Genomic DNA, 16,123 nt, shown 5'->3' on the forward strand with positions numbered 1-16,123 from the left:
CCTCATAGCCTCAGCGCGATGACAGGCGCGAACAGCACAGATCCGAACCTTCTGCCGGCGGTTGAGCTGGCATCGCTGATCCGGCAGGGAAAGGTGAGCGCCGTCGAGGCGCTCGAGGGCGCGTTGGATCGTTACGAGCGATTCAACCCGGCGGTGAACGCCGTGATCGTGACGAAAATCGACGAGGCGCGCCAGCGGGCGGCCGAGGCCGACGAGGCGCTCGCGGCTGGGGAGTGCTGGGGACCCCTGCACGGCGTGCCGATGACCATCAAGGAGGCCTTCGACTGGGCCGGCACGCCGTCCACGTGGGGCAATCCGGCATGGGCCGACAATGTGGCCGACATCGATGCCGTCACGGTGACTCGCTACTTGGATGCCGGCGCGGTGATCTGGGGCAAGACCAACGTGCCGCTCATGCTGGGCGACTGGCAGAGCTTCAACGACATCTACGGCTGCACCAACAACCCGTGGGACCTGACCCGCGTGCCCGGCGGCTCGTCGGGAGGCTCGGCCGTGGCGCTCGCGACCGGCATGGCATCGCTGGAACTGGGCTCCGACATCGGCGCCTCCATCCGGAACCCGGCGCACTACTGCGGTGTGTTCGGCCACAAGCCGACCTTCGGATTGGTGCCCGACGGGGGTCACGCGGTACCCGGTGCGCTGGCCGGCAGCGACATTGCCGTCTGCGGACCGCTGGCGCGCAGCGCCGCCGATCTGGATGTGGCGCTGGATGTACTCGCCGGGCCGGCTGGCCTCGACGCGAACGGCTACCGCGTGGTGCTGGAGCCCGAGCACCGCGACACGCTGGGGGCTTTCCGGGTGGGCGTGATGCTCGACACGCCGGTGATCCGCAACTCGACGGCCATGATCGACACGCTGCAGCGGGCCGTGGATGCGCTGGCAGCCGCTGGCGCCGATGTCAGCGAAGCCACTCCCGACATCGACCAGCATGAGTTTCACGAGAACTACCTGATGCTGCTGCGCGCCGCTACCGGCGCGCTGGCCGACGAGGCGATGTGGAACGACGCGCAGTCCCGCGCCCACCGATACAACGACGGCGAGGGCGACTACCAGTCGCTGGTCGACTACGCGATGACGATGAGCCACCGCGAGTGGTTCATGCACCACAACAAGCGCGAGGGCTACCGGGCTGCTTGGGCGAGATTCTTCGACGACTATGACCTGCTGCTGTGCCCGATCGCCGCATCGGCCGCATTCGTGCACGACCACACCGGTACCCGTCCCTCTCGCACCATCGACATCGACGGCCACCAAGAGCTCGGCGTCGACCAGCTCTTCTGGGCTGGGTGGAGCTGCAGCGTGTACCTCCCCGGCACGGTTGCCCCCGTCGGGCTCACCGCGGATGGATTGAACCTCCCGGTGGGCATCCAGATCGTCGCGCCGCACCTGGGCGACCGGCGCGGCATCCGCTACGCGTCGCTCATCGAACGAACGCTGGGCGGCTTCGTATCACCCCCCGGATACGAGTAGGCGCTTGAGACCGCTAGTGCGCCTGCGGGCTCGGCGCTCGGCGACAAGACCGGCACGGCTATCGCATGTCGGGCTCGCCGGGCGCGTGGTCTGCTAGAGAACTAGGCCGTGACGAACACCCCCGGGACAGACACAACGGCCGCCGTCAACGCGGCCCTGGATGAACTGCTGGACCAGTTGGACCTGCAGCGCAACGGCGACGGGGCCGACACGTTCCGGGGCAAGGGGTCCGGCTTCGACGAGTTCGGGCTGTACGGCGGCCATGTGCTGGCGCAGGCAGTGGTCGCAGCACAACGAACCGTGGATGAGGGCCGGCTGATGAACTCGGTGCATGCGGTGTTCCTGCGGGGCGGCGACGGCATGGCCGATGTCGAGTACACGGTCGACCGAGTTCGCGACGGCCGGGCGTTCTGCAGCCGTCGAGCGCAGGCCCACCAGTTCGACCGGCTCATCTTCGAGCTGATGGCGACCTTCCACGTTCCCGAGACGGGCAAGGTCGACATCGAGTGCCCGTTGCCCGACGACGCGCCGCCGCCCGAGTCGCTGCCGACCTACCAGGAGTGCATCGCCGAGGTGGGCCCGATCTTCGGCGAGCAGTGGTCGTACATGACCCGCCCCGTGGAATACCGGCTGGCCCACGCGCCATGGGCGCCGACCGGGCCCTCGCCACGCGGCGGCATCGACTACTGGTTCCGCACACCTCGGCGGCTGCCCGACGATCCGGCCATCCACGAAGCGGTCATCGCGTACATGAGCGACGACTGTCTCGCCGACAACGTCATCGTGCCCTACGGCGTCACCTGGCTGGACAGCGAAGTGCAGGTGGCCAGCCTCGATCACGCCATGTGGTTCCACGCCCCGGCCCGCGCCGACGAGTGGATCTACTGCGAGCAGCGTCCGCTGATGGCAGGCGGCAACCGCGGCACTGCTGAGGCTCGCTTCTGGCAGGACGGCCGCCTCGTGGCCACAGCGGTCCAGGAGGCCCTCGCCCGCCTCTAGGGCCAACCGGCCTGCCCGGCACGCAGGTGCGACCGGCAGTCGAAGCCGCTCAGGCGACGATGCCGTCGTTGCGGAGTTGGGCGATCTCGGCGGGGGAGCGGCCTAGCTCGGCCAGCACCTCGTCGGTGTGCTCGCCCTTGGTCGGAGCCAGGCGCTCGAGCTCGGTGGGCGTCTTGCTGAACCGGGCCGGAAAGCGGGTAGTGCGGACCTGGCCCGCCACGGGGTGACGGTGGGTCAGCACCGTCTCGTTGTGCTTCACCTGGGGGTCATCGAACACTTCGGTGATGTCCAGCACGGGCGCACACGGAACGTCGGCGCTCTCGAGCAGCTTCAGCGCTTCGGCCGTGGTGAACTCGCCGAGCAGCTCGGCGAATTCCTGCTGGTGCTCATTGGAGTTGCGTATCCGGGCCTCGCGAGTGGCGAAGCGAGGATCGTCGGCCAGGTGCGGCACATCGAGCGCGAGGCACACGCGGCGGTATTGGTCGTCTGACGGCCAGATGGCGCCCACCGCGCCGTCAGTGGTCTCCCAGGGGCTGTACCACTCGCTGTAGGACGGTGTGGGCGTTGCGTCGGGCACCGACTCGTTCCAGAAGTAGTCGAGCCACATCCACGACAGCGTGGAATCGAGCAGGTTGACCTCGACGTGCTGGCCGCCGGCGCCGTTCGCCCGCGCCAGCAAGGCTCCGAGCACAGCGTTGGCGCCTGTCATTGCCGTGGTCTTGTCGGCCGTGGCCGACTTGACGAAGTCGCCGCCCTGCGCCTCGGTCATGCCCGACAGCGACTGGATGATCGGGTCGTACACCGGTTGGTGCGCATAGGGCCCGTCGGGGCCGAAACCCGACACCGACAGGTACACGAGATCGGGGTTGACGGCGCTGAGATCGTCGTAGCCGATGCGCAGGCGCTCGGCCACCCCCGGTCGGAAGTTCTGGACGAACACATCGGCACCCTTGACGAGCTGCAGCAGGATCTCTCGCCCGCGCTCGTCGCGGATATCCAGATCCATGCCTCGCTTGTTGCGGTGCATCTGGACCCAGCAGCCTGATTGATCACCCACGATCGCACCGGTCAGGCGCATGACATCGGAGGCGCCCACTTTCTCGATCAGCACCACGTCGGCGCCCATCTCGGCGAGGTGCGACGACACCCAGGCGCCTGCGACCGCGCTGGAGACGTCCACGACGGTGATGCCTTCGAGCGGTCCTGTCCCCATGGGTGCCTCCTCTAGCGGGTGGGCAGTGTGTCGGCGTGTTGCCGGATGAATCTGGTGGCAGCGGCGTTCCATCCTGCGGGGTCTTGGGCGTTGACCGCGTGCGAGGCCGGCAGTTCGGCGATCTCGAGGCCGGGAATCCGGTGCGCTCGCGGCAGGAGCTGCTGGAAGCGGCCCTCCTCTGTGCCATTGGTGAGCAGCACGGGAACGGCAACATCGGCCAAGCGCTCCCCGAGCGGGACGCCCGCATTGGTGAAGCGGAACGAGTTGACGAGTCCCGTCGCATCGTGCTCGGAGAATTCGCCGGCCAGCTTGGCGCGCACCGCCGGCGAGATGCGCGTCGATCGTCCCGGATTGATCCAGCTGTCGCGCAGCACTTCGATGCCATGCGTCTCGACCTCGAGCGCCCGCTCCTCGACCATCGTCTCGGTTCGCTCCCTCCACACGGCGGGCTCGCTGAAGGCCGAAGAAGAGTTGGTGAGCACTACGCCGACGACGTGAGCGGAGTGCGCCAGCACGTAGTGCAAGGCCAGCGCCGCCCCCAGCGACTGCCCGATCATCCAGATCCGCTCAGCGCCGAGTTCGACTCGCAGCCGCTCGAATTCGGCCACGTAGCTGTGCGGCCGGTACCGCTCAGGATCGGCAGGGCTGGGCGATCTGCCGTGTCCCCACAGCTCGATCACCACTGGGCGGCAGACCGCCTGCAGCGCGCCGAGGTTGTCGTCCCAGTACGAGCGACTGCCCAGCGCACCGTGCACCAGCAGCGCCAGCGGGCCGTCGCCATCGTGGACGACTGCGTGAAGACGTTCTTCGTCCGCGGTCATGGCGCGCTGCGAAGGGTTCGCAAGCTGTTTCGGCTCTTGGCTGGAGGACGAGCGCAGCGTGGCCTAGAAGCCCGACGGTCGCTGGAATCCGCCGAGCGCCTCGTTCAGGAAGCGGCCTACAGCCAGCGTCGTGCGGTCCTCCAGGAATGGTCCTGCGATCTGCACCCCGACGGGCAGATCGCCCCCGGCCGCGGGCACTGTGCCGACGGGCACCACGGTGGCGGGCAGCCATGACACGCCGGTGAGCCCCATCCACTTGATGATGTCGAAGTACGGCCGGCTCTCGCCGTTCACCGTGATGCGGCGGTTGGTGGCCGGGCGGCTGTGGTCGTGGCGGACTGCAGCGGTCGGCGTCACCGGCAGCAGCACCACATCCCAGTCGGTGAAGAACTCCTCCCAGCGCCTGCGCTGCTGCAGCCGGCGCTCGTGCCAGCTCAGCCATTCCCGGTGGCGCATCGCGGCATACCAGATGCCCAGATCGCCCTGAGGCTCGTCGCTCGACGACGCGATCTCCTCGAGCTGGGCGAGCGTCCATGTGCCGGCCTCGGCCGCGGAGAGCAGGTGGAGGAACGTGTCGACGGCTTTCTCGAACGTGAACGACGGCCGAGCCTCGGTGTCGACCCGGGCGCCCGCCTGTTCCAGCGCGCTGGCCGCGCCCAGCAGCAGCTCCCGGTACTCGGTGTCGATCGGGCACAGCTCCTCGTCGAGCCACACCGCCACCCGGAAGTCGGAGATGTCGCTGTGGCGGGCCGGCGGCAGGTCGAGCGAATACGCCTTGGAGTTCCACGCGTCAGGCCCGGCCAGAATGTCGAGCGCCATTTCCAGATCGTCGACGTCACGTGCCATCGGTCCGGCAACGGCGATGTCGGCCTGGCTGAGCGTGCCCGGCATGCCGGGGATCTGGCCCAGTGCCGACACGACGCCGTAGCTGGGCTTGTGTCCGGTGACTCCCGACCAGTGCGACGGGATGCGGATGGAACCGCCGATGTCAGAGCCCAGTTCGAGCGGGGTGTAGCCGGCAGCCAGCGCCGCCCCCGATCCGCCCGACGATCCGCCGGGGGTGTGCTCCACGTTGTACGGGTTGGCGGTGGTGCCGTACACCTCGTTGTACGACTGCGCGTCGCCCGCGAACAGCGGCAGGTTGGTCTTGGCGAACACCACCGCCCCCGCAGCCTTGTAGCGAGCCACGGGATCGGCGTCGCGCTCAGGCACGAAGTCGGCGAGCGCCGGGGCGCCGGAGGTGGTGACCAGCCCCTCGGTCTGGAACGAGTCCTTGATGGTGACGGGAACGCCGTGCAGCGGCCCCAGCTCGTCTCCGCGGGCCACTGCTGCGTCTGCCGCATCGGCAGCGGTCCGTGCGCGCTCGGCATCGAGTGCCACTACGGCGTTGATGGGACCGTCGAGACGGTCCACCCGTGCGAGCGCCGCTTCGAGCAGTTCCCTGGAGGAGACATCCCCAGCGGCGATGGCGGCCGCAGTCTCCAGAGTCGTGGCGTAGGCGAAATCATCCGCGGCCATGTGCCGGACCTCCTGCACTGACAAGTCGGTGGTGGCCGGGATCGTCCTGGCCACGTTCGTGTTGAACGGTGCAGGCAACCTAGTTCGCCGCATCCGCCTGCTGCCTGCCTGCGCCAGCATGCCGAAAATCGCTTGTCTGCGGCGTGCAGCGGCACGACGGTAGGCAGATGCGAAATATCACGAAATTCATTGTGCTGAGCGCGAGCCTGGGCCTGCTGAGCCTTCCGATGGCGTCAGCGGCGTCGGCGGGGCCCGCCCTGTCACTGCGGGGCGGCAGTGCGGCGCTACCTGAGCGGCCACCAGCACGCGATCCCGTGCTGGGAGACCTGCGCATCGAGGTGGACAGCCGGGATCCTGCCCACAAGGCCGAGCGCGTCGGCAAGGCCGCCAACTTGGGCCTGTCGTCGCTGTCGTTCCCGCGCCCGGTGCCGCTGTTCGCGCCGCCGGCGCAGAGGGTGCGCACATTGGTCGGCATCGATACGTGGTTCTGGGTGTCGGCTGCGAGCTGGCGGCCCATCGTGCGCGTCGTCGCCGCCGGGAAGGTCGTGGTCACCCTCGTCGCTACGCCGGTGACCTTGCAGCTGGTCCCCGGTGACGGTTCACCGCTGGTGTCGTGCCCGGGTCCTGGCCTGCCCTGGCTCGTGCCCGGGACTCGCTCGCTGTGCAGTCACGTCTTCCAGCGTGCCTCCACTGCAGGGCTCACGGGTCGTTTCCGCGGCACGGTGCAGACGGTCTGGACGGTGCGCTGGACCTCAAACACCGGACTGAGCGGGATCGCTGGGCCAGTCATCGTGCCGACGCCTGTGTCGTTGCGAGTGGTGGAGGCACAGCCGGTGCTGGGGCGCTGATCAGAGGCGTCCCGCAGCCGAACTAGGTTCTGCGCGCAACCAACGGAAGGGCGTCGTCGTGCTGGGCTGTCGAGTACTGGACCTGTCGGATCATCGAGGTCAATTGGCCGGGGCAGTGCTGGCCGACCTCGGTGCCGATGTGATCTTGGTGGAGCCGCCGGACGGGTCGGCGGCGCGCACGGTCGGCCCCTTCGTGGCAGGCCGCGAGGACGACCCCGAGGCTTCCCTGTGGTTCTGGTCGTACAACCGGGGCAAGCGCAGCATCGTGCTGGACCTTGACACCGATGAGGGCCGTGACCGGCTTCTCGAGCTCGCAGCCGGCGCTGACGTGGTGATCGAGTCCGACGTGCCCGGTGCGATGGCCGCTCGAGGTTTGGGCGCCGACGACTTGGCTGCGGCGAATCCTGCTCTCGTCTACACGTCGATCACGCCGTTCGGCCAGAGCGGACCCAAGGCGCACTGGGCCGCGACCGACCTCGTGGTCTCGGCGGCCTCGATGCTGTCCAACATCATCGGCGACGAAGACCGGCCGCCGCTGCGCATCCCGCTCGACCAGTGCTTCCTGCACGCATCTGCCGAAGCAGCGGCCGCCACGATGATCGCATTGCGCGAGCGCAGCCGCTCGGGCCGGGGCCAGCACGTCGACGTGAGCGCCCAGCAGGCCGCCGGCCAGGCGCTGCAGTCGATGTCGCTGTGCCATCTGTACAACTCGCCCGAGGCCACACGCTTCAGCGGCGGCGTCAAACTGGGCCCGTTCACGGTCCGCCTGCGCTCCCCGGCCGCGGACGGGTACGTCTCCACCACGATCCTGTTCGGCGAGTCCATCGGCCCGTTCGGCCAGCGGCTGTTCGAATGGATGCACGCCCAGGGCGGCTGCTCCGACGCCGACCTCGAGATCGACTGGATCAACTTCGTCGAAGGCGTGATGACGGGTCGCATCGGCTTCGGCGAGTACGACCGCATCCAGCAGGTCGCCGCCGATTTCACCGCAGGGCGCACCAAAGCGGAACTGCTCGAGGCAGCACTCGAGCAGCGGCTGCTGATGGTGCCCATCACCACGGTGCAAGACGTGGTGGAGGCGCCGCACTACGCCGAGCGGGGTTTCTGGCGCGACATCGATGTCGGCGACCAGCAGGCCGTGCGCTTCCCGGGTCCGTTCGCGCTCATGAGCCGCACGCCGGTCGAACTCGCGGGGCCGCCGCCGACAGTGGGCGAGCACACCGATGCGGTGCTGGCCGACTCCGCCGCAGCGCCGCGCACCCCTGCGCTGGTTGCCGAGGATGTGTCGAAGCGCCTGACCGCAGCGGTGCCCGCCGGTCACCGCGACCCCGCCCAGCCGCTCGCCGACGTCAAGATCCTCGACTTCATGTGGGTGATGGCCGGGCCGGCGGCCACGAGGGTGCTGGCCGACTGGGGCGCCACCGTGGTGCGTGTCGAATCGTCGAACAAGGTCGAGGCGGCCCGCACCATCCAACCGTTCCTCAACGATGAAGGCGGCCCTGACAACGGCGGTCTCTATCAGAACATGAACGCAGGAAAGCTCGGCATCACCATCGACATGGCGAAGTTGGACCAGCCGGCCTGCCGGGAATTGGTGCTCGACCTGGTGCGCTGGGCAGACGTGGTCTGCGAGTCGTTCTCGCCGAGGGCGATGCGCGAGTGGGGCCTGTCATACGACGACCTGTGCGAGGTGAATCCCGACATCATCATGGCGTCGAGCTGCCTCTTCGGGCAGTTCGGGCCGCTGTCGTCGCTCGCAGGCTTCGGCACCATGGGGGCATCGATGTCGGGCTTCTATGAGATGACCGGCTGGCCCGACCGTGACCCCGCCGGCGTCTTTGGCGCCTACACCGACTACGTGTCCCCACGATTCTTGAGCACGGCGATCCTGGCGGCGCTGGACCATCGAGACCGAACCGGCGAGGGCCAGTACATCGACCTCTCCCAGGCCGAGGCGTCCATGTCGTTCCTGGCGCCAGCGGTGCTCGACTACACGCTCAACGGCCAGATGCCCGCCAAGCTGGGCAACGCCCATCCGCAGATGTCGCCCCACGGCGTCTACGCGAGCGCGGGCGAGAACCGCTGGATCGCTATCGCCTGCGAGAACGACGACCAATGGAAGGCACTGTGCTGGATTGTCGGGGAGTCGCTGGGCGAGTTCGGCGAGCTGGGTCTGGCTGAGCGGCGGGAGCGAGCCGACGACATCGACGCAGCGATCACGGCGTGGACATCGTGCCGGGAAGGCAGCGAAACCGACGCGCTCTTGCAGAGTGCGGGCATACCTGCTCATGCGATCCCGACCTCGGTGACGATGCCGATCGACGGTCAACTCGTGCATCGCAATCACTTCCGCAATGTCACCCATGCCACGAACGGCACCATGTGGGTGGAAGGCGCTCGGTTTGCCATGTCACGCAGTTCCGATGGCATCCACCACGGCGGGCCGACCTACGGCGAGCACACCTTCGAGGTGCTGGAGCGACTGCTCGGCTACGACTCGGATCAGATCGCCGAGCTGGCGGTGGCCGGAGTGCTCGAATAGCCGACGGTCGGGTGGGACTGCCCCCGAGCCGCGGGCTCAGCTCTCGAACGTGCCGACCTTCTCGCCGGTGACGTTCTCGTAGTTCCGATTCAGGAACCAGCGCTGGTAGTCGCCGTAGGTGATCGGCTCGTGGCGAGCCGGGCGATCGTCGCTGACCGTGGTGGGCACGGGGTCGACTAGTGCGTCGTCGCGGGCTCCGTAGAAGAACGGCACGGCGTAGCGGTCGCCGGCCGAGAGGTTGCGTGCCCGGTGCGCCGTTGACAGATACACGTTGTTCGTCCAGCGCTTCAGCATGTCTCCGCTGTTGACGAGATAGGAGCCCGCCATCTGCGGCGGCTTGATCCAGTCGTAGCCGGCCGGGCGGATCTCCAGCCCCGGCACGTCGTTGGCCGGCAGGAACGTGAACACCGAGCTGTCTGTGTGCGGTGCGAGGCCCCACTCGTTGTCGTCGTAGTCCATCGGCGGGTAGTGCGACATGCGCAGGGTCACGCTGGGTTTGTCGAAGTGCGGGTCGAAGTAGTCGGGGGACAGGTCGAGCGACAGCGCCAGGATCGGCAGCATCCGTGAGCCCAGAGCGATCAGCTGGTCGATGTAGCTCTCGCAGCTCTGTGCGAAGTCCTCGAGCGGCGGGAACTGGTTCTCGGTGTGGTAGCCGTGCCGGTGGCAGAAGAACGCCTCGTTCTGGTTCGGCTTGCGCACGGGCCCGGCAATGTCGGAGGCGTACGACGTTCCACCGCCCATGCCGAGGTAGCCGCCTGCCAGCTTGCCCATCGGGATCGAGTCCTTCACCGGCTGGGGGAGCGCATGCAGGCGGCGGGCCTCGTCGAACATGTGCTCGATGGTCTCGGCTGGCACACCGTGGTTCACGATGAAGAAGAAGCCAACTTCGGTGAGGGCGTCGCGCAGCTCGGCGGCGAGGGCAGCTTGAGCCGCTGGATCGGGTACCGGCTCATTGAGCGGCGCCAAGTCCAAGACCGGAATGACGTCGGAACTGCTGTCCGCGTTCTCGCCCGGTTGCCGCTCCGGCGGCGGTGAGGTGCTGCGGTCCTGCGTCGTGAGCGCCACGGTGCCTCCTTGCGCTCTCCCGAGCGTACGCGTGCGACGGCTCGTGTGTCGGGGGCGCTGAGCCCCTGAACGCGTGGCGGGCCGTTGGTACGGTTCTGCCGGATCGGATCGGCTGCATCGAGCCTGCCCGATCTGCGATACGAGCGACTTCAAGGGGAACTGATGAGAGCGTGGCGACTGAACGAGCTGGGTTACCCGTGGGATGTGTTGCAGCTGGGCGAGTACGACTCGCCCGAACCCGGTCCGGGCCAGGCACGCATCACCGTGGAGGCCACCGATCTCAACTTCGCGGACATCCTGCACTGCCAGGGCACCTACCAGGAGCGGTGGGATCCGCCCTTCACGCCCGGGATGGGAGCGTCCGGCACCGTGACCGCGGTCGGCCCCGACTGCGACTTGACGGTCGGTGACCGGGTCATCGGCTCGGGTGTCGGCAGCTGGGGCGGCTATGCCAGCGAAGCGCTCATCAGGGGTGCCACGGCACGGCACGTGCCCGACGATGTGTCGATCCCAGATGCGTGTGCCGCCAACGTGATTTACGGCACGGCGTGGTTCTCGCTGTATCGGCGGGGGCAGATGCAGGCCGGCGAGACGGTGCTGGTGCTGGCTGCGGCGGGCGGCGTCGGCTCGGCTGCGGTGCAGATGGCCAAGGTTGCGGGCTGCACTGTGCTCGCTGCCGCTGGCGGGCCCGCCAAGGTGGAGACCTGCCGTCAGCTCGGCGCCGACATCGTCATCGACTACGACAACGACGACCTGTACCAGTCGGTGATGGATGCCACCGGCGGCCGGGGTTGCGACATCATCTACGACCCCGTCGGCGGCAAGTACTTCGATGTTGCCCGGCGGCTGGTGGCATGGGAAGGCCGCCTGCTGGTGGTCGGTTTCGCCAGCGGCACGATCCCGCAGGCCCCGGCGAACCACTTGCTGGTCAAGAACTATTCGGTGGTCGGCGTGCACATGGGCGGCTACCGGGGACGCAAAGACGAGGTGCTCGACGAGTGCTACGCCGAGATCTGGCCGCAGGTGGCCGACGGCAGGCTCGACCCGCTCGTCAGCCAGGAGCTGCCGCTCGAAGGCCTGATCGACGGCCTGCAGGCGTTGCACCAGCGCAAGACCACTGGCCGGGTCCTGCTCCGCCCCGACCTGTAGACGAACCTGACACGCCCGCTCAGCCGCGGGCCACTGTGGCTGTTGGTGCCCGCTCAGCCGCGGGCCACTGTGGCTGTTGGTGCCCGCTCAGCCGCGGGCCACTGTGTACCCGACTGACTCGCGGTCCCACAGGTCCGCGGTGACGCCGGCGTCGCGGATGGCCTGCTTGCGGATCTTGCCCGAGGCGGTCTTGTCGAGCTCGCGCACGAAGTGCAGGTAGCGCGGCACGCTGTGGCGGGGCATGCGGGGCACGCACCAATCCAGAAAACGGACCGGATCGGGTGCCGGTCCGCTCATGGCGACTACGGCAAGCACTTCATCTTCTCCACCGGCACCCTCGACGCGCAAGCCGACGACCGCGCACTCGATCACGCCGTCGTGTCCGTTGATCACCGTCTCCACCTCGTAGCTGGAGATGTTCTCGCCGCGTCGGCGGATGCGGTCGTTCAGCCGGTCCATAAAGTGCAGCCGTCCGGTCTCGTCGAACCTTCCCGCATCGCCGGTGTGGAACCACAGGTTCCGCCACGCCGCCACGGTGCGTTCGGGCATGCGGTGATAGCCCACGTTGAAGCAGTACGGCACCTTGGGACGCACCAAGATCTCGCCGGTTTCAGTCGACGTGACGGGTCGGTCGGTCTCGGGGTCGGCCACGATGACGTCGAAGAAGTCGGCCAGCGGCCGCCCAGCGCAGCCCGACATGACCGGGTCGTCGAAGCTGGTGTAGGAGACCATGTTGACTTCGGTCATCCCGTAGCCCTGCATGATCCGCACGCCGAACCGTTCTTCGAAGGCGGCGGCCCATTCCGCCGCCACGGGCAGTGCGATGACGGCCCGCAGTTGATGGTCACGGTCGCGGTCCGTGGTCGGGCTGCGCCAGATGAACTCGGGCATGACCCCGAGGGCGTTCGTCAGCGTGATCTGGTGCCGCCTCACCGTGTCGAGCCATTTCCCGGCGCTGAACCGCTTCTCCACGTACACGGAGGCGCCGGCGTGGAGCGACGCAAAGACCTGCATGAACAGGCCGTTTGCGTGAAACATCGGCATGCAGCAGTAGAAGCGGTCGTCCGGGGTGATCTGGAGGCTCCGGGCGGTGCCGAGGCCGAACAGGTAGCAGTGCGCCTGGGGCATCAGCACACCCTTGGCGGGCCCGGTGGTGCCCGAGGTGTACATGATCGTGCAGACATCGCTGGGTTCGGCCGCCAGCACGGCCTCGGGACGCACCTCGGTGTCCAGCAGCTCTTCGATGGAGACCTCCACCGAGCCCATGAGCACACCCCCGGCACCGGCGCCGTAAGCGCCGTCGTCGACCAGGATCGTGGCCTCAATGTCAGTCTCGGACGGCTCGAGCGAGCCGGGCTCGATGTCATCGAAGCGCTCGAGCAGCCCGTTGTCGACGGCCACGATGCGGGGCTCTGAGTTGTTGACCTGATGCTCCAGAAAGGCACCGCGCAAGTCGGTGTTGATCGGCACGAAGATCGCCCGCCGCTTGTGGGTGGCGATCATCAGCAGCATGAACTCGAGGCTGTTCGTGAGCAGACCCAGCAACCGGTCGCCTGGCCGGAGGCCGAGATCATCGAGGGCGGTAGCGAGCCGGTCGGTGTGGCTGTCGAGCTCGGCGAAGCTGAGCGTGCGGCCGTCTTCGAACGCAAGAAACTCTCTGTCGCCGTGGGAGGCCGCGGCTTGCCGCACGAGATCGGGCAGCGTCCAGCCGTCAGTGCTGACGCCACCCGCCGCAGCTGTATCGGTGTCGGTCCCCTGGTCGCGGGTGCCCATCGGCGGAATCGTAGACTTCGCCCGGGCTTCGTGGCCTGAACGGGGTGCGCCCCCTCAGCGGGCGCATGGGGAATTGGGCACCTGCTCGGGAGGTGACCGCATGCTGATCGGATTGCCTCGTGAGCTCAAGGCGGGCGAGCAACGCGTCGGGCTGACGCCGCACGCCGTGCGCGAGCTGGTGCTGCACGATCACCAAGTGCTCGTTGAGAGTGGCGCCGGTGCCGGCATCCGCGTGTCCGATGCCGAATACGAGGCTGCCGGCGCGCTTATCCGCAGCTGTAGCGAGGTGTGGGACAAGGCCGAGCTGGTTGTCAAGGTCAAGGAGCCGCAGGCGTCCGAACGCAAGATGCTCGGCGCGGGCCAGATTCTGTTCGCCTACCTGCATCTCGCGCCGGATCCCGACCAGACGGCCGATCTGGTGGATTCGGGCGCGGCCTGTGTCGCCTACGAGACCGTGACCGACTCGCCTGGCGGGCTGCCGTTGCTGGCACCGATGTCCCGGGTCGCCGGGCGACTCGCCGTGCAGGCGGGGGCGTGGGCGCTCGAGACCGCACATGGGGGCATCGGCCTGCTGATCGGCGGGGTGCCCGGTGTGCCGCCGGCGCGCGTGGCAATCATCGGCGGGGGAGTAGTCGGCGAGAATGCGGCCGAGATCGCTATCGGCATGGGTGCCGACGTGCGGGTGCTCGACATCGACCCGGCTGCCCTGGATCACCTCGAGCAGCGTTTCGGTGCGTCGGTCGTCACGGTCACGTCCACCCGGGCCACCGTCGAGACTGAGGTGCAGAACGCCGACTTGGTGATCGGCGCCGTGCTGGTGACCGGCGCCCGGGCACCGAAGCTCGTGACGGCCGACTTGATCAAGCAGATGCGTCCCGGATCGGTTGTGGTCGACGTGGCCATCGACCAAGGCGGCTGCTTCGAGACATCCAAGCCCACGACCCATGCCGAGCCGACGTTCGTGATCGATGGCGTGGTGCACTACTGCGTCGCCAACATGCCCGGCGCCGTGCCGGTCACCTCAACCCGGGCACTCAGCGACGCCACCCTGCCAAGGGTGCTGGCAATCGCCGAGAACGGCCTCGACGCCCTGCGCACCGACCCCCACTTGCGGGCGGGCCTCAACGTCTACAAGGGCCGCGTCACCGAGCCTCACGTAGCCGCCGCCCTCGACCTCCCCTACACCGACCCCCTCACCGCTCTCGGCTTCTAGCGCTCCAGCACTAGCGCCGAATCGTGGCAACGCAGATGCCTGCGCCGCCGTTCTGTGGCAGTGTCTCGGGCCGAAGCGCTGTCACACCCCCTCGGCAAGGTGGTGGTTCGACCAAGTCAGAGATAGCGACTCATTACCGCGGCGTGCCGCAGTGAGTGGGGTACACAGTTGCCCATAGCAGTAGGAGGCTGATCGAAAATGCACATAACTCGATCCTCTTCTCTCCATCGCCGGCAAGGGGTGGCTACGCCATGAGCGCTGACTACACCATCGTCGATCTCTTTGCTGGTTGCGGCGGCCTCACTGCCGGATTCCTGCGGGCGAACTCAGATCTCGGCGGGTTTCGACCGGTTGCCGCCGTTGACTCTGACGTTGATGCGGCTGCTACCTACGCCGCGAACTTCGGCGCCGATCACGTCTTCCTCGGCACCATCGAAGACTGGCTCGAAGGCGGGCACCATCCAGACGGGGCAGATGTCGTACTAGGTGGACCGCCATGTCAAGGGTTCTCGTCGTTGGGCAAGCAAGAGGTGGCAGACCATCGGAACGCTTTATGGGAGCAATACGTCGAGGCGGTCGCGGTGCTACGTCCCGAGTTCTTCGTGCTCGAGAACGTGCGCGAGTTTCTGAGGTCCGAGCAGTTCTCGGGCCTAGAGGATGCCTGTCTGCCGGATCAGCGTCTTGCGGACTATGAGATCGAACCGTTCGTGCTGGACTCCTCCCTCTATGGGGCACCGCAGCGACGCCGGAGAGCGATCGTCATCGGAAGGCGGCGCGGGCGGCGGCCTGTGGGAGAGCCCCCTCAATCCCCGCAGCGTTCGGATGTTCGAGAGGCATTTCAGGGGTTGACAGACGACGTGCAGCAACGAGATCTTCCAGATCGTCACACTGAATTTGGCGGACAGCAGGTGCCAGGACCTTTCCGTGGGGAGGAGTTGCACCTCACCCGCTACTTCACGCATCGGTCCCTCATGCGCTACCGCTCGATCCCTGAAGGGGGCAACAGGTTCAATATTCCCTACAGCCTTCAAGCTCCCTGCTGGAGGTCACATCGGACAGGAGCTGGAGATGTGATGGGCCGACTGCTGTGGGATCAGCCTTCCGTGACCATCCGTACCGAGTTCTTCAAGCCCGAGAAAGGTCGGTATCTGCATCCGACGGCTCACCGGCCCATCACTCACCACGAAGCTGCTCGACTCCAGGGGTTCCCTGACGACTACGAGTGGTGTGGCTCGAAGACTGCCATCGCCCGACAGCTTGGCAACGCCGTGCCGCTCCCCTTGGGCGAGGCCCTCGGGCGCCACATTCTGTCGGCACTCTCCGACACGACCGCCGTGCGCGAAGCAATGGCAGCATGAGCGGATCGACTGCCGGACTGGAGCGGCGTTTGCGTCGTGCTCGCTAAGCGCCCTAGCCCTGCCGAGGCACGAGGGCTGTACGAGGAGGCCCTAGCCGTCGAGACTCCAGCGCAGCTAGATGCGCTCTGGAGAC

At 67.6% G+C, this 16,123-nt stretch carries 12 protein-coding genes; 7 read left to right on the plus strand and 5 right to left on the minus strand.

All coding sequences use genetic code 11. The annotated features are described in order from the left end of the window. Positions 1-18: 18 nt before the first annotated feature. On the plus strand, positions 19-1,491 hold the full coding sequence (locus ACOGI8_RS05795; RefSeq protein WP_419855938.1) for an amidase: 1,473 nt from the start codon (positions 19-21) through the stop codon (positions 1,489-1,491). A 108-nt stretch (positions 1,492-1,599) separates the two neighbouring features. Beyond that, the gene (locus ACOGI8_RS05800) at positions 1,600-2,490 is read left to right on the plus strand and encodes an acyl-CoA thioesterase (RefSeq protein WP_419855939.1); all 891 of its coding nucleotides are present in this window, start codon (positions 1,600-1,602) and stop codon (positions 2,488-2,490) included. 49 nt (positions 2,491-2,539) lie between these two features. Here the strand turns inward: ACOGI8_RS05800 and ACOGI8_RS05805 are convergent, their stop codons facing one another. The 3 genes from ACOGI8_RS05805 to ACOGI8_RS05815 all read right to left on the minus strand — a co-directional run bounded on the left by ACOGI8_RS05805 (position 2,540) and on the right by ACOGI8_RS05815 (position 6,042). After that, positions 2,540-3,703, minus strand: coding sequence for a CaiB/BaiF CoA transferase family protein (locus ACOGI8_RS05805; protein ID WP_419855940.1), 1,164 nt, complete (start codon positions 3,701-3,703; stop codon positions 2,540-2,542). A gap of 11 nt (positions 3,704-3,714) precedes the next feature. Next, positions 3,715-4,524, minus strand: coding sequence for an alpha/beta fold hydrolase (locus ACOGI8_RS05810; RefSeq protein WP_419855941.1), 810 nt, complete (start codon positions 4,522-4,524; stop codon positions 3,715-3,717). 63 nt (positions 4,525-4,587) lie between these two features. Then, positions 4,588-6,042 (minus strand): amidase, encoded by a 1,455-nt coding sequence (locus tag ACOGI8_RS05815; protein WP_419855942.1) that lies wholly within the window; start codon positions 6,040-6,042, stop codon positions 4,588-4,590. A gap of 167 nt (positions 6,043-6,209) precedes the next feature. On the opposite strand from ACOGI8_RS05815, the gene ACOGI8_RS05820 reads away from it, so the two are divergent. After that, positions 6,210-6,890 (plus strand): hypothetical protein, encoded by a 681-nt coding sequence (locus ACOGI8_RS05820; protein ID WP_419855943.1) that lies wholly within the window; start codon positions 6,210-6,212, stop codon positions 6,888-6,890. 58 nt (positions 6,891-6,948) lie between these two features. Then, positions 6,949-9,432 (plus strand): CaiB/BaiF CoA transferase family protein, encoded by a 2,484-nt coding sequence (locus tag ACOGI8_RS05825; RefSeq protein WP_419855944.1) that lies wholly within the window; start codon positions 6,949-6,951, stop codon positions 9,430-9,432. 36 nt (positions 9,433-9,468) lie between these two features. Here ACOGI8_RS05825 and ACOGI8_RS05830 read toward each other — a convergent pair whose 3' ends face one another. After that, on the minus strand, positions 9,469-10,497 hold the full coding sequence (locus tag ACOGI8_RS05830; RefSeq protein ID WP_419855945.1) for an isopenicillin N synthase family dioxygenase: 1,029 nt from the start codon (positions 10,495-10,497) through the stop codon (positions 9,469-9,471). A 162-nt stretch (positions 10,498-10,659) separates the two neighbouring features. On the opposite strand from ACOGI8_RS05830, the gene ACOGI8_RS05835 reads away from it, so the two are divergent. Continuing rightward, entirely contained in the window at positions 10,660-11,646 is a 987-nt protein-coding gene (locus ACOGI8_RS05835) for an NADPH:quinone oxidoreductase family protein (RefSeq protein WP_419855946.1), read from the plus strand. A gap of 87 nt (positions 11,647-11,733) precedes the next feature. On the opposite strand, the gene ACOGI8_RS05840 is transcribed toward ACOGI8_RS05835, so the two are convergent. Beyond that, positions 11,734-13,419 carry an AMP-binding protein gene (locus ACOGI8_RS05840; RefSeq protein WP_419855947.1) on the minus strand — a complete coding sequence of 562 codons (1,686 nt, stop codon included), beginning with the start codon at positions 13,417-13,419 and terminating at the stop codon, positions 11,734-11,736. 100 nt (positions 13,420-13,519) lie between these two features. On the opposite strand from ACOGI8_RS05840, the gene ald reads away from it, so the two are divergent. Together ald and ACOGI8_RS05850 are read left to right on the plus strand one after the other, a co-directional pair. Further along, complete coding sequence (gene ald / locus ACOGI8_RS05845; RefSeq protein ID WP_419855948.1) at positions 13,520-14,632, plus strand: alanine dehydrogenase; 1,113 nt, start codon at positions 13,520-13,522, stop codon at positions 14,630-14,632. Between the two features lie 251 nt (positions 14,633-14,883). Continuing rightward, positions 14,884-15,990: a DNA cytosine methyltransferase gene (locus ACOGI8_RS05850; RefSeq protein ID WP_419855949.1), complete on the plus strand. Its 1,107-nt coding sequence runs from the start codon at positions 14,884-14,886 to the stop codon at positions 15,988-15,990. The last annotated feature ends 133 nt before the right edge of the window (positions 15,991-16,123 follow it).

The organism is Candidatus Poriferisodalis sp., assembly GCF_965204195.1.
Classification (GTDB): domain Bacteria; phylum Actinomycetota; class Acidimicrobiia; order Acidimicrobiales; family Poriferisodalaceae; genus Poriferisodalis.

Coding starts and splice junctions, on each gene's coding strand:
- ACOGI8_RS05795 (WP_419855938.1), top strand. CDS start 19: ATGACAGGCGCGAACAGCACAGATCCGAACCTTCTGCCGGCGGTTGAG.
- ACOGI8_RS05805 (WP_419855940.1), bottom strand. CDS start 3,703: ATGGGGACAGGACCGCTCGAAGGCATCACCGTCGTGGACGTCTCCAGC.
- ACOGI8_RS05810 (WP_419855941.1), bottom strand. CDS start 4,524: ATGACCGCGGACGAAGAACGTCTTCACGCAGTCGTCCACGATGGCGAC.
- ACOGI8_RS05815 (WP_419855942.1), bottom strand. CDS start 6,042: ATGGCCGCGGATGATTTCGCCTACGCCACGACTCTGGAGACTGCGGCC.
- ACOGI8_RS05820 (WP_419855943.1), top strand. CDS start 6,210: ATGCGAAATATCACGAAATTCATTGTGCTGAGCGCGAGCCTGGGCCTG.
- ACOGI8_RS05835 (WP_419855946.1), top strand. CDS start 10,660: ATGAGAGCGTGGCGACTGAACGAGCTGGGTTACCCGTGGGATGTGTTG.
- ACOGI8_RS05840 (WP_419855947.1), bottom strand. CDS start 13,419: ATGGGCACCCGCGACCAGGGGACCGACACCGATACAGCTGCGGCGGGT.
- ald (WP_419855948.1), top strand. CDS start 13,520: ATGCTGATCGGATTGCCTCGTGAGCTCAAGGCGGGCGAGCAACGCGTC.
- ACOGI8_RS05850 (WP_419855949.1), top strand. CDS start 14,884: ATGAGCGCTGACTACACCATCGTCGATCTCTTTGCTGGTTGCGGCGGC.